This is a genomic window from Micromonospora sp. NPDC005205, from assembly GCF_040608275.1.
Taxonomy (GTDB): Bacteria; Actinomycetota; Actinomycetes; order Mycobacteriales; family Micromonosporaceae; genus Micromonospora.
The window spans coordinates 172562-185427 of record NZ_JBEXHV010000003.1; the positions used below are offsets into that span (position 1 = coordinate 172562).

Here is a 12866-nt window from a genome sequence, read left to right on the forward strand (position 1 = left end):
ATCCGTACGGTCCGTCCGTGGACAAGATCACAGTCAATGGAGCAAGCATCGCGTACGACGAGGCCGGCACCGGTTCGCCCGTCGTCCTGCTGCACGCCGGCATCGCCGACCGGCGGATGTGGCGGGGGCAGGTGTCCGCGCTCGCCACCCGGCACCGGGTGATCGTCCCGGACCTGCGCGGCTACGGAGACTCCGAGCTCCCACCGACCCCGTTCACGCACCACGACGACGTGGCCGGGCTGCTGGACGCGCTCGACCTGCCCCGGGCTGCCCTGGTCGGCTGCTCCTTCGGTGGGGCGGTCGCCATCGACACCGCGCTGGCCCACCCCGACCGGGTGAGCGCGCTCGCGCTGTTCGACACGGCGGTCTCCGGGAACGAGTGGTCCGACGAGGCGAACGACCTCTGGGACGACCTGGTCGGCGAGGTCGACCCGGACGACTTCGTCGCCGGTGCGGCCGGTGAGGTGCGGTTCTGGGTGGTCGGCCCGCGACGCCAGCCGGAGGACGTCGACCCGGAGCTGGTCGCGTTCGCGCAGGAGATGGACCAGCGTGCCCTCGCCGCGGAGCTGGCGCTCGGCGCGGTCGAGGTGGGAGAGCTGTCGCCACCGGCGATCGGTCGTCTCGGTGAGCTGAAGATCCCCGTCCTGGTCACCGCCGGCGCGGCCGACGTGCCGGACATCAGTCGGCTCGCCGACCGGATCGCCGCCGAGGTCCCCGGCGCGGTACGACTGCCCGACGTGCCGGACGCCGCCCACCTGCTGCCGCTGGAGCGCCCGGAGCCGGTCAACGCCGCACTGCTCGACTTCCTGAGCTAGAGCGCGCTCACCAGAGCGGGCGGACCGCCCCGACCGGTACCCCACCACCGAAGAGCGGCACCTCGGCGTACTCGGTCAGCACCGGAGCATCCACGCCGAGCCGGCGCAGCGCGGAGACCAGTACCGGCATCCGGGCCCGGTCGGCGCCGTCGTCGATCTTCAACGCGACGGCGCCGACGCCCGGCAGCGCCACGGCGATCACGCCCTCGGCACCGACCTTGGCCAGCGCACCCGGGACACCACGCATCAGCCGCGTGTCGTCGGCCTGGGTGCCACCCACGATCTCCGGGTACGCCCGCATCGCGTCGGCCACCGTGCGCGGCACCGAGCCGGGCTCGGCGTCGACCAGCCGGAGGTACGCCCCGGCCAGACCGGCCAGCGACACCGCGAGGACCGGCGCGCCGCAACCGTCGACCCCCACCGCCGCCGCCTGCTCGCCGGTGAACTCCTCGATGGCGGCCCGCAGCCGCTGCTGAAGCGGGTGCTCCGGCCGCCAGTAGCCCTCCCGCGACCATCCGGCGGCCTCGCAGGTCAGCAGCATCCCGCTGTGCTTGCCGGAGCAGTTCATCTGCACCCGGGTCGGGCCGCCACCGGCCCGCAGCACCGCCTCCCGGGCCGCGGCCCCCACCGGCAGGTCGGGCGGGCAGTGCAGCGCCGACGCGTCCAGCCCGGCGCGCTCCAGCAGCGCACCGACCCGGGCCAGGTGGAACTCCTCGCCGGCGTGGCTCGCCGAGACCAGCGCCACGTCGGCCGGGTCGGTCAGGGCCAGGCCGGCCCGGAGCATCCCGATCGTCTGCATCGGCTTGCTGGCCGAGCGGGGAAAGATCGGCGAGGTCACGTCCCCGGCGGACGCCACCGCGACACCGGCGGCGTCAAGCACCACCACCGAGCCGCGGTGCGCACCCTCCACGAACCCGGACCGGACCACCTCGGCGAGCGGCGCGCCACCCTCGTACGTCTTCGTCACGCGCTGGACGGTACCGACGGTCCGGGGGTGCCCGGCGGCGGGGTGACCAGGAGGTCCACCGCCCGGGTGACAGGGGCGCGGGACAGACCTGCCCTTACAGCCCGAGCAGTTCGCGAGCCTCGATGGTGGTCAATGGCGGGCGCTGGGCGAGCTGGGCGAAACCCACCGCGCGGGCCACCAGTTGCATGTTCGACTCCACCGGACGGCCCTTCGCGTACGTCACGGTGTCCTCCATGCCGACCCGCAGGTGCCCGCCGGTCGACAGAGCGGCCAGCATCACCGGGATCGTGCTGCGGCCGACGCCGGTGGCCGAGAAGGTGGTGCCCTCGGGCAGGTCCCGCAGCATCCGGTGGGCCGCGACGAGGGTCTCGGTGGTGCCCGGCATCCCGCCCGGCACGCCCATCACGAAGTCGACGTGCACGTGCCCGCCGGCCGGCAGCCCGTACTTGCCGAGCAACCGCTGCAACGCGGACAGGTGGCCGAGGTCGAAGATCTCGTACTCCGGCACGATCCCGCGTTCCTGCATCCGGGTGTGCAGGTCGACGATGAACTCCCAGCGGTTGAGGAAGACGTCGTCGCCGAAGTTGACAGTGCCCATGGTGCAGGAGGCCATGTCCGGACGGGCGTCGAGCACGGCGAGCCGGGCGGCCTCCGGGTCGGTCACCGCGCCACCGGAGGAGAGCTGCACGATCAGGTCGGTGCTCTCCCGCAGCGCCGCCACGGTGTCGGCCAGCCGCACCGGGTCGAGCGTCGGTCGGGCCTCGTCGTCGCGGATGTGGACGTGGATCACGGCGGCGCCGAGCGCCTCGCACTCCTTGGCGGTGAGCAGCAACTCGTCGAGGGTCACCGGCAGCGCCGGCACCTCCGCCTTGGCCGACTCAGCGCCGGTCGGGGCCACCGTGATCAACGTCCCTGTCGTCATGCCGGCGATCCTAGACGGCCCGCTCAGGAGGGGTCGATCGCCGCCGCGGTCTCGCCGATCAGCAACGCGGCGTCGTCCGGGACGTTCCGCTTCACCACCGCGAGCGCGACCTGGCCCAGCTCGTGGTGCAGCACGGCGGTGCCGACGAAGCCGACCGCCCGGCCATCGAGCGTCACCGGCGTACCGGCCACCGGCGGCTGATCGGTGGTCACCCCGTCCAGATGCAGCAGTACGAGGCGACGCGGCGGCCGGCCCATGTTGTGCACCCGCGCCACCGTCTCCTGCCCCCGGTAGCAACCCTTGTCCAGATGCACCGCCGGGGCGATCAGGTCGACCTCGGCCGGAATGGTCCGGTGGTCGGTGTCCACCCCGACCCGGGGCTGCCGGGCGGCCACCCGGATCGCCTCGTACGCCCACAGCCCCGCGAGCGGCACGCCGGCGCCGCGCAACTCCGCCACCACCTGGTCCATCGCCGACCGGGGCACCAGCAGGTCCACCCCGAGCGGACCACGTCGGGCCCAGCCGCCGATCGGCAGCGGTCGTACGTCGTACCGTGCGCTCGCCCGTGGTGGCACGGCACCGTGCGGGAACTTCGGACCCGGCACCGCGACCACGTCCGGTGCGGCGAGCCCGGTCACGCCGAGCGTGCCGAGCGCCTCCATGGCAGCGGGCCCCACCAGCGACAACAGCGCGCGCTCGGCCGTCGCGTCGCGTGGCTCGACCTTGCTGAAGAACCGCATCTTCTCCAGGTAGGTCAGCAGGCCCTCGGTCGCACCGGGCTCGGTGTCGAGCCAGGCGGTCTCGCCGTCCTCGGCGACCATGGCGTGCTGCTCGACGTGGCCGTGCGGCGACAGCACCAGCAACTCGGTGCCCTCGCCCGCGGAGAGCGCGGTCAGGTGCTGCGAGGTGACAGTGTGCAGCCAGCTGGCCCGCTCTTCCCCGGGCACCGCGATGACCCCCCGGTGCGACCTGTCGACCAGCCCGACAGCGGTGTCGAGGGTGCGCTGCTCGCGCAGCGGGTCGCCGTAGTGCGCGGCCACCCCCCGCACCCCGGCCGCGACGTGTGCCGGATCCGGCTGGTCACGGCTGGCCTCGTCGATGCTCTCGACTGCCACCGCGCCCGCGATGTCGATCATTTTTCGTCCCCGTTCTCGCAGCGTACGCAGACGCCGAAGAGTGACACGTGCCCGATGTCCACCCGGAACCCGCGCTGCGCGGCCAACTGGTCGGCGAGCGGGCGGAGCAGCTCCGGATCGATCTCGTCGATCGCGCCACACTCCCGGCAGACCAGGTGGACGTGTTGGTGCTCACCGGCGGCGTGATAGGTCGGTGAGCCGTGCGACAGGTGCGTGTGGGTGACCAGACCGAGCCGTTCCAGCAGCTCGAGCGTGCGGTAGATGGTGGTGATGTTGACGCCGGCGGCCACCTCCCGGACTGCGGTGTGCACCTGCTCCGGGGTGGCGTGGCCCAGATCGAGCACCGCCTGGAGGACGAGCTGCCGCTGGGCCGTCAGCCGCAGCCCACGGGCCCGCAGCATTTCCGCGAGGGAGGATTCGGACACGCTCCGATCATAGTTCGGCCACCAGACTGTTCCCCGCACCGCGATCGATCACCGCTACGCTCGCGGTCATGGTGACGTCGTCCGTCGGCAATGTCCCGGCTGCTCCCAGCCCGCGGATCGCCGTGCTCGGGCGGGGCCTCATCGCGACCGACGAGCCCGTGCTCCGCGGCGACGACCTGGGCGTTCTGCACGGCGACGGGCTCTTCGAGTCCATGCACCTGCGCCAGGGCCGGCCGTGGTTGCCCGACGAGCACCTGGCCCGAATGACCACGGCCGCGGCGGCCGTCGACCTGGGTCTGCCCCCCGCCGACGCGCTCATCGACCTGCTCGACACGGTGCGTGCGGGCTGGCCCGCACCGGTGGAGGGCGCGCTACGACTGGTCTGCACCCGGGGCTCCGAGGCCGGCGGTCCGCCGACCGTCTACGCCACGCTGACCGAGGTGCCGGCGTCGTCGCGGGCGGCCCGGCAGAACGGGATCACGGTGGCCACCCTGCCGTTGGGGGTGCCCGCCGACGCGCGTACCGGGCTCGACTGGCTGCCGGCAGGGATCAAATCCACGTCGTACGCGGTCAACAGCGCCGCCCGCCGCTGGGCACAGCGGGCCGGCGTGGACGACGTGCTCTGGGTCTCCTCCGACGGGTACGCCCTGGAGGGGCCGATCGCGAACGTGGTGTGGCTCACCGAGGGCACGCTCTGCACCGTGCCGGCCGCGACCACCGGCATCCTGCCCGGCACGACAGCGGCCTGGCTGCTCGCCCACGCTCACGAGCTGGGCCTGGACGCCGCCGAACGGATGGTCACGCCAGCCGAGCTGCACGCCGCCGACGGGGTCTGGTTCAGCTCGTCCGTGCGCGGGCTCGCCGAAATCCGAGAGCTGGACGGGGTGCGCCGGAGCCCTTGCCCGCGCACCCCCGCCCTGCACTCACTGCTGGGCTTCCCCGTCGGGTAGCGGTCAGCCGCCGACCCGGACGAGTCGGGCGGAGAGGTGCGGGCTGAGCCCGTACCCCATGGCGGCCATCTCCTGGGCGTAGAGCAGCGCACCCTCGACGATGCCGAAGAGCCGGTGCCCGCCGGTGACCTCCTTGGCGGTCGGAGTCCGGATCACCGCGTCGGTGGCGAACTCGAGCTGCGTGCCGGTGCGCTTGCCCAGGTGCAGCTCCATCACCCCGGTCGGGGTGGTGATCAGCGCCTCCAGCTCGTCGGTCGCCCGCCCGTCCACCAGCACCGGTCGCCACCAGCCCGCCTCGCGGCCGGCCGGACGGACCGGCTTGCTCTGCTCGTCGAGGATCCACGCACGCGACTCGTAGTGCAGGAACGGTCGGCCGTCGTGGCTGATCCGGATCTCCTGCGCGTAGTCGAAGTCCTCGATGGTGGGAAAGCCGCCCTTGCCCCGACCGCGCCACAGACCGATGTACGGCAGCAGGGCGTCCAGCGCGGGGTGCAGCTTCGGCCCGACCCGCAGGTCGTGGCTCTCCTCGAACGGGTACTCCTCGACCGGCGGCGCGTTCAGCCACGGCGGCTGCAGCGGGTTCTCGCTCATCAGCGTCACCTCACCTCTTTCGTTCGCGACTGCGGGGCTCGCAAGCCCGGCTCACTCCTCGCGCTCACCAGCGTCCTCTCGAAATGCGTACGGCAAGGTAGACCAGGCCACCGGCGAGCCCGCCCAGGCCAGCGACCAGCAGGCTGACAAACCCGATCTCGGTAACCATCCCGGCCATCCTATGCTGGGCCACATGGCCCGCAATCTCGTCGTGAAGGCCACCGCAGGGGCGGACGCCCCGGAGCGGTGCGCGCAGGCATTCACCGTCGCCGCGACGGCGGTAGCGGCCGGGGTGGACGTCTCGCTCTGGCTGACCGGTGAGTCCACCTGGTTCGCGCTGCCCGGTCGCGCCCAGCAGTTCGACCTGCCGCACTCCGCGCCCCTGGCCGAGTTGTTGCACGTCATCCTGACCAGCGGCCGGGTGACCGCCTGCACGCAGTGCGCGGCCCGTCGGGAGATCGGCCCGGACGACGTACTCCCCGGCGTCCGGATCGCCGGTGCGGCGGTCTTCGTCGAGGAGGCGTTGGCCGAGGGCGCGCAGGCGCTCGTCTACTGACCGCACGACGGCGGCCTGTCGACCCGAGCGGAGTGTCGATACCGACCCGACATCTCGGACGACTGCCTACGATTCGGATGTGACCGAGGCGGCGGAGAGGTTCTTCGAGACACTGCCGTCGCGCGCAGCCGAGGTTCTGGGCGGCCTGGCCGACGGCACCCTCCAGATCGACCTCGGCGACGGCCACCGCACCGAACACTGGCTGGTCCGGATGCGGCCCGGGTCGGTGCAGGTCACCCGGGAGCGTGGGCCGGCCGACGCGATCTGGTACAGCAGCGCCGCCCTCTTCGACCGGCTGATCAGCGGCGAGGCCCAGGGGGTCGCGGCGGTACTGCGCAACGAGAGCACGTTCAGCGGGAACGTGGTGCTCTTCCTCGCCTTCCGCCGGTTCTTTCCGAACCCGCCCGGCACCCGCGACCCCCGCGAAACGGCCCGCCGAGCAGCCGGGCGACTTCGGTGAAGGACCTCGTCAGCATCCTGGACGGCAACACCTTCCTGGTCAGCGACCGGCGTGGCGACATCGAACCGTCCTACGACTTCCCCACCGGGCTGTTCTCCTTCGACACCCGCTTCCTGTCCACGTGGGTGCTCACCCTGGACGGCGAACGGCTGCACGCCCTCTCCATCGACGATGCCGAGTCGTACCGCACCCGGTTCTTCCTCGCCCCCGGCGAACCCACGCACTATCTGGACGCCAAGGCGTCGGTGATCCGCAGCCGGGCGATAGTGGGCAGCTTCGAGGAGGAGCTGACAGTGCTGAACCACCTCGGCGCGGAGGTCGAGTGCACCCTCCGGATCGAGATCGGGGCCGATTTCGCCGACCTGTTCGAGATCAAGAACTCTCGGCAGAAGCGGGGACGGACCACGATCACGGTCGCCGAGAACGAATTGCGGCTGTCGTACCGGCGGGAGGCGTTCCACCGGGAGATGGTGGTCAGCACCACCGCGCCGGCGCAGGTCGACGACACCGGAATGACCTTCCGGATCCGGATAGCCAGCAACGACAGCTGGACCACCAGACTGCACGTGTCCAGCGTCGTCTTCGGTGCACGGGGCGAGGACATCCGGGCCACCCTGCCGTACGGCGGCAGCCGCAGCGCGGACGCGATCCGGGCCGAACAGCAGGAGCTCATCGACCGGGCGCCGAAGCTCGGCTGCGACTGCGAGCCGCTGGCCGGGGCGTACCGGCGCAGCCTCAACGACCTGGCCGCGCTGCGCTACGAGTCGATCGCCCTGGGCGTACGGCTGATCGCCGCAGGACTCCCCTGGTTCATGACCCTGTTCGGCCGGGACAGCATCATCACCTCGTTGCAGGTGCTGCCGTTCCTGCCGGAACTGGTCCCGCCGACCATCCTGATGCTGGCCGGACTACAGGGGCAGCGGGTGGACGACTTCCGGGACGAGGAACCCGGCAAGATCCTGCACGAGCTGCGGTACGGGGAGACCGCCGGCTTCGAGGAGCAGCCACACTCGCCGTACTACGGGTCGGCCGACTCGACGCCCCTGTTCATCATCCTGGTCGACGAGTACGAGCGGTGGACCGGCGACGCGGCACTCGTCCGCAAGCTGGAACCGCAGATCCGCGCGGCGCTGGAGTGGATCGACACCTACGGTGACCTGCTCGGCACCGGTTACCTCTGGTACCAGACCCGCAACCCGGAGACCGGCCTGCAGAACCAGTGCTGGAAGGACTCCTGGGACGCCATCTCGTACGCCGACGGTCAACTGCCCGATTTTCCGCGGGCCACCTGCGAGTTGCAGGGCTACGCCTACGACGCGAAGGTCCGGGCCGCCCGGCTGGCTCGGACCTTCTGGAACGACCCGGAGTTCGCCGACGAGTTGGAGCGGCAGGCCGCCGACCTGAAACGGCGGTTCGACCGCGACTTCTGGATCGCCGACCGCGAGCACTACGCGCTCGCGCTGGACGCCGACGGCCGGCAGGTGGACGCGCTGACCTCGAACATCGGGCACCTGCTGTGGAGCGGCATCGTGGACGAGTCCCGCGCCGGCAAGGTGGTCGAGCACCTGCTCGGGCCACGACTGTTCTCCGGCTGGGGGGTGCGGACGCTCGCTTCGGACGAGGGGCGGTACAACCCGATCGGCTACCACGTGGGCACCGTCTGGCCGTTCGACAACTCGATCATCGCCTGGGGCTTGTGGCGGTACGGCTTCCGGGAGGAGGCCGGGTTGCTCTGCGAGACGATGCTGGCCGCGTCCCGGTACTTCGAGGGTCGGCTGCCGGAGGCGTTCGCCGGCTACGCCCGTGACCTCACCGACTATCCGGTGGAGTACCCGACCGCATGCAGCCCGCAGGCCTGGTCGGCAGGCACCCCGCTGCTGCTGCTGCGGGTGATGCTGGGGTTGCAGCCGCAGGGCGAGCACCTGATCATCGACCCCGCCGTGCCACCGGGCATGGGCCGCGTGGAGCTGCTGGACATCCCCGGCCGGTGGGGCAAGGTCGACGCGTTGGGCCGCAGCCGTGGCCCCGAGGACCAGCCGGACGGCCGCTGACAGGCCCGGCTCAGCTCGGGCAGCCGACGGTGGCGGCGAGTCGGGTGGCGTCCGGGCTGATCTCGGCCAGCACCGTGACCCCACCGCTGCGATACGCGTACACCGGGGGTTGGTCCAGCAGTGGGACGTTGCCGGCCAGCGGGGCGAGGGCGACCGTCGAGGCCGCCGGGCCCTGACCGTTGACGAACCAGGCGGTACGGGCGAGCCCGCCGCCCGGGCAGGGCGCGGTGGCCAACTCCGGCGCGGCGTCGCCCGGCCGGTCGAGGGCTTTCAGCGCGGCGGTCAGCGCGACGGCCTCCGGGCCGGCAGCGGTGGCCGGAGCCGGCGTGTAGCCGGCGCCGACGGGCCGGCAACCGGTGTCGACGACCAGTCGCACCCGGCCGTCGACGGTCGGCCGACCCTCGACGGCCACGAAGTCTCCAGCGTCGGCGCGCAGCTCGGGGCCGTCCACCCCGGGCCCGACCCCGGCCCGCCAGCTTGCCGGCAGCCGCTCGGCGATGCCGGCCAGCACGGCCCGCTCGTCACCGGTGGCAGCGAGCACCCCGACCTCGCGCCGCAACCTCGCCCCGTCGGCGAACGGGGTGACCCGGCAGCCGGACGCGACCCGCGCCGGGCTCAGTTCCAGCAGTCCGGCCGCACCGGCCGCGCGAGCCAACTCGCCGACCGCCCGGTCGACCACCGGGCCAGCCTGATCGAGGGAACGCTGCTCGCGGACTGTCGGCGGGTCGTTGCGCACCGATATCCAGGTGAGCCCGGCCAGAAGCACCGCCCAGGCCACTGTCACAGCCAGCAGCCAACGCCGCCGCGACCGGGCCGGTGTCGGCGCGGCGGGGCCGGCCGAAGAGGCCCAACCCGTCTGGACAGCACCGCTCACCCGGCCATGGTGTCACGCGCCCGCTGCCGGGCCGGCAGCGGAGGCGGTCGGCCCGACGGAGCGACAGCGGGTCAGTGGTCGTTCAGCCGGGGCGGCGGGTCGAGCCGGTAGCCGACGCCCCGCACGGTGTGCACCTGCGGGCCGCCCGGTAGACCCCGCAGCCTGCGGCGAAGCCGCCTGACGGTGGATTGCAGCGCTGCGGTGTCAGCGCCACCCAACGCGGCGACGCAGAGCCGTTCGTAGCTCCACACCACCAGCGGTGGGCCGATGAGCAGAGTGAGCAACTCCCGTTCGGTGGGGGTCAGCGGGAGCACCTCGCCGCGCCAGGTGACCCGATGTCCGGCCCGGTCGACGACCAGCTCACCCCACTTCACCAGGCCCCGCGCCTCGTTGAGTGGAAGGACCGTGGGACTGACCAGCGCCGGACCCGCCGGCGACGACAACAGCTCGCGTAGCTCGGTCAGATCGGAACAGCTGAGCACCGGGGCACGCCCGTCGAGTTGGCTCAGCACCCGCTCCCGCAGCGACATGTCGGTGCCCACGCAGAGGACGATGGGGACCGCTACGTCGGACCCGCCGCTTTCATCCCTGAAATTCACCAGTAGATAGTGACGCACGCCGATGGATTTCGGCACCCGCCCCCGGCGTGCCGGCACGCCGAGGACAAACGACCGGGGCCGGCCACCCCCGGGAGGGTGACCGGCCCCGGTCGATCAGAGCAGTGGGTCAGGCGACGGTGACGGCAACCTCGTTGACGCCTCGGCCGGCAGTGACGGCGGTGTCGCCATTGCCGTGCCGGGACAACGCCCGCAGCGTCCAGGAACCCGGTGCGGCGAAGAACCGGAACTGCCCGGCGGACGAGGTGACCACCTCGGCGGTGAACTCACCTGTCGAATCGAGCAGCCGGACGTACGCGCCGGGCACCGGCTCGGCCTCGGCGGAACGGACGATGCCGGTGATCACGGTTTCCTTTTCCAGGTCCAGGCTGGCCGGCAGCGGCGCGGCCTGGTCAGGTGCGGCGCAACCCGCGGCGGTGGGAAGAGTCATGATCATGCCTCCCCGGGTTCGTCGCCGAGCGCGACCGGCACACCGACCAGCGAGCCGTACTCGGTCCAGGAGCCGTCGTAGTTCTTGACGTTGCGGTGACCCAGCAGCTCTTGGAGCACGAACCAGGTGTGCGACGAGCGCTCACCGATCCGGCAGTACGCGATGGTCTCCCTGCCGTCGTCGAGCCCCGCGTCGCCGTAGATCCTGCGCAGCTCGTCGTCGGACCGGAAGGTGCCGTCCTCGTTGGCCGCCTTGGACCACGGCACGCTGATTGCGGTGGGGATGTGGCCGGCCCGCTGCGCCTGCTCCTGCGGCAGGTGGGCGGGGGCGAGCAGGCGACCGGCGAACTCGTCGGGGCTGCGCACGTCGACCAGGTTCTTGGTGCCGATCGCCGCGACGACCTCGTCGCGGAACGCCCGGATCGAGGTGTCCGGCTCCTGCGCGACGTACTGCGTCGCCGGGCGGGACACCGCGTCGGTGACGAGCGGACGGGCGTCCAGCTCCCACTTCTTACGGCCGCCGTCGAGCAGCTTCACGTCCCGGTGGCCGTAGAGCTTGAAGTACCAGTAGGCGTACGCGGCGAACCAGTTGTTGTTGCCGCCGTACAGGACGACGACGTCGTCGTTGCTGATGCCCCGCTCGGAGAGCAGCGCCTCGAACTGCGACTTGTTGACGAAGTCCCGGCGGACCTGGTCCTGGAGGTCCGTCTTCCAGTCAATCTTGATGGCGCCGGCGATGTGGCCGGTCTCGTAGGCCGAGGTGTCCTCGTCGACCTCGACGAAGACGACGCCCGGGGCGTCGAGGTTCTTCTCGGCCCACTCGGCCGAAACGAGTGCGGTGTCGCGACTCATCGAATCACTCCCTGGTGAGGATGGATGGTGAGCCAACGCGCGGAGATCGATGGATGCAACTGTCGCACCACGCGCGGGACCCAGCGGAAGGACGGGATCACGGGTTCGTGCGACGGCGCCGCTGCCGGGCGTTCGGTGGGATGACCGGAGGGTGTGAGAACCCTGTGCCGGTGGCCGCCGTCAGGCGGCCGGAGACAGCCCCGCCGTCAGATGACGGGGCGACACAGGCAGGTGGCCACGCGGCACAGGTCGACCGCGCGCCGTTTGGTGAGGTGGGTCCCCATGGCCAGGGAGCTTACCAGTCAGTGACCGCGCTGCCACTGGGCCGACCACCATCCGGGAATCGCCGGGATCGCCGGGGATTCCCGGCGTCCCACCGCGCCTCCGGTGTCAGCCAGCGGAGTTGATCGGGACGTTCTTCGCGTCGACGGTGACCGCCAGCCCATCCGGCAGCGGACGGACCTCGCGGACCGCGAGCTGGAACGGCAGCTCCGGCAGGGGCACGTCGATGGAGATGCTCTTGGCGTAGTTGCTCAGGAAGGCTCGGGCCAGCGGCAGGTTCGGCAGACCGGCGGCGTCCAGGTCGTTGAACCGCAGGGCGACAGCGCCGTTGTCGGCGACAGTGACGTCGGCGGTGCCGCTGATGGTGAGCTTCTGACCGAGGATGTCGGCCGGGGCCGTGACGGTGAGCTTGCCGTTCTGCTCGCCGAGGGTGAGACCTGGGCGCTTCAGCAGCGCGGCCAGACTCTCGTAGCTGATCGTGCCGGCGCCGTTGACGGTGTCCGCCACGATGTCACCCTGGCCGGTGCGCAGGGTGTCCAGCGAGGCCCGCACCTTGCGGGCGGTCACGTCGAGCACCGGGAGCCGAACGGCTTCGCCCTCGACCGGGGCCTGCACGTCCCGCAGGTTGATGGTGATCCGCTGGTAACGACCATCAAGCACCTGGGTGAGGAACGGAGTCCCGCCCACCTCCACCTCAGGAGCGGCGGACTGCGCGCCCTGCTTGGTGATCTCCTGACGGACACGGTCGGCGATCATCCGCTCGGCGACCCCGACCGCGACCCGGTCGGCGACCACCAGCAACCCCGCCAGCAGCAGGAGCAGCACGAACAGCCCGATGAGCAGCTTGCGGCCACGCCGTCGGGGTCGCGCCTGGTCCACCGGATAGTCCTGCGCCACGCCGCCTCCTGTCTCCGCCCGTCGCGCCGCGACGGGTCGTTC

At 71.8% G+C, this 12866-nt stretch carries 17 protein-coding genes; 5 read left to right on the plus strand and 12 right to left on the minus strand.

Going from position 1 to position 12866, the window contains the following annotated elements; translation table 11 throughout:
* The first annotated feature begins 17 nt into the window (after positions 1-17).
* Positions 18-815: an alpha/beta hydrolase gene (locus tag ABZU43_RS08165; RefSeq protein WP_355005805.1), complete on the plus strand. Its 798-nt coding sequence runs from the start codon at positions 18-20 to the stop codon at positions 813-815.
* Between the two features lie 7 nt (positions 816-822).
* On the opposite strand, the gene ABZU43_RS08170 is transcribed toward ABZU43_RS08165, so the two are convergent.
* From ABZU43_RS08170 to ABZU43_RS08185, 4 genes are all read right to left on the minus strand, one after another.
* Positions 823-1782: an asparaginase gene (locus ABZU43_RS08170; RefSeq protein ID WP_355005806.1), complete on the minus strand. Its 960-nt coding sequence runs from the start codon at positions 1780-1782 to the stop codon at positions 823-825.
* Between the two features lie 94 nt (positions 1783-1876).
* Complete coding sequence (locus ABZU43_RS08175) at positions 1877-2704, minus strand: 3-keto-5-aminohexanoate cleavage protein (protein WP_355005807.1); 828 nt, start codon at positions 2702-2704, stop codon at positions 1877-1879.
* A gap of 23 nt (positions 2705-2727) precedes the next feature.
* Complete coding sequence (locus tag ABZU43_RS08180) at positions 2728-3840, minus strand: folate-binding protein (protein ID WP_355005808.1); 1113 nt, start codon at positions 3838-3840, stop codon at positions 2728-2730.
* A complete protein-coding gene (locus ABZU43_RS08185; RefSeq protein WP_091402843.1) occupies positions 3837-4265 on the minus strand; it encodes a Fur family transcriptional regulator in 429 nt (142 codons plus the stop codon). The genes ABZU43_RS08180 and ABZU43_RS08185 overlap by 4 nt, the downstream gene beginning before the upstream one ends.
* 68 nt (positions 4266-4333) lie before the next feature.
* Here ABZU43_RS08185 and ABZU43_RS08190 point away from each other — a divergent pair, with 68 nt between their 5' ends.
* Positions 4334-5215, plus strand: coding sequence for an aminotransferase class IV (locus ABZU43_RS08190; protein WP_355005809.1), 882 nt, complete (start codon positions 4334-4336; stop codon positions 5213-5215).
* A gap of 3 nt (positions 5216-5218) precedes the next feature.
* On the opposite strand, the gene ABZU43_RS08195 is transcribed toward ABZU43_RS08190, so the two are convergent.
* Both ABZU43_RS08195 and mtfM read right to left on the minus strand, forming a co-directional pair.
* Positions 5219-5809 (minus strand): FABP family protein, encoded by a 591-nt coding sequence (locus ABZU43_RS08195; RefSeq protein WP_355006080.1) that lies wholly within the window; start codon positions 5807-5809, stop codon positions 5219-5221.
* Positions 5810-5870: 61 nt separating this feature from the next.
* A complete protein-coding gene (mtfM, locus tag ABZU43_RS08200; protein WP_030327764.1) occupies positions 5871-5975 on the minus strand; it encodes a small membrane protein MtfM in 105 nt (34 codons plus the stop codon).
* A gap of 12 nt (positions 5976-5987) precedes the next feature.
* Here mtfM and ABZU43_RS08205 point away from each other — a divergent pair, with 12 nt between their 5' ends.
* The 3 genes from ABZU43_RS08205 (at position 5988) to ABZU43_RS08215 (ending at position 8873) form a co-directional block, all read left to right on the plus strand.
* Complete coding sequence (locus ABZU43_RS08205) at positions 5988-6362, plus strand: DsrE family protein (protein ID WP_124820325.1); 375 nt, start codon at positions 5988-5990, stop codon at positions 6360-6362.
* 79 nt (positions 6363-6441) lie between these two features.
* Positions 6442-6822: an SCP2 sterol-binding domain-containing protein gene (locus tag ABZU43_RS08210; RefSeq protein WP_355005810.1), complete on the plus strand. Its 381-nt coding sequence runs from the start codon at positions 6442-6444 to the stop codon at positions 6820-6822.
* Positions 6819-8873, plus strand: a complete 2055-nt coding sequence (locus ABZU43_RS08215) for a glycogen debranching N-terminal domain-containing protein (RefSeq protein WP_355005811.1) — start codon at positions 6819-6821, stop codon at positions 8871-8873. The genes ABZU43_RS08210 and ABZU43_RS08215 overlap by 4 nt, the downstream gene beginning before the upstream one ends.
* Positions 8874-8883: 10 nt before the next feature.
* Here the strand turns inward: ABZU43_RS08215 and ABZU43_RS08220 are convergent, their stop codons facing one another.
* The 6 genes from ABZU43_RS08220 to ABZU43_RS08245 form a co-directional block, all read right to left on the minus strand.
* Positions 8884-9747, minus strand: a complete 864-nt coding sequence (locus tag ABZU43_RS08220; protein ID WP_355005812.1) for a hypothetical protein — start codon at positions 9745-9747, stop codon at positions 8884-8886.
* A 71-nt stretch (positions 9748-9818) separates the two neighbouring features.
* A complete protein-coding gene (locus ABZU43_RS08225) occupies positions 9819-10277 on the minus strand; it encodes a winged helix-turn-helix domain-containing protein (protein ID WP_355006081.1) in 459 nt (152 codons plus the stop codon).
* A gap of 196 nt (positions 10278-10473) precedes the next feature.
* Entirely contained in the window at positions 10474-10794 is a 321-nt protein-coding gene (locus tag ABZU43_RS08230; protein ID WP_355005813.1) for a DUF1416 domain-containing protein, read from the minus strand.
* A gap of 2 nt (positions 10795-10796) precedes the next feature.
* Entirely contained in the window at positions 10797-11645 is an 849-nt protein-coding gene (locus ABZU43_RS08235) for a sulfurtransferase (RefSeq protein WP_355005814.1), read from the minus strand.
* 206 nt (positions 11646-11851) lie between these two features.
* The gene (locus tag ABZU43_RS08240; protein WP_310503780.1) at positions 11852-11929 is read right to left on the minus strand and encodes an Ms5788A family Cys-rich leader peptide; all 78 of its coding nucleotides are present in this window, start codon (positions 11927-11929) and stop codon (positions 11852-11854) included.
* A gap of 106 nt (positions 11930-12035) precedes the next feature.
* Positions 12036-12824: a DUF2993 domain-containing protein gene (locus ABZU43_RS08245; RefSeq protein ID WP_355005815.1), complete on the minus strand. Its 789-nt coding sequence runs from the start codon at positions 12822-12824 to the stop codon at positions 12036-12038.
* Positions 12825-12866: the final 42 nt, after the last annotated feature.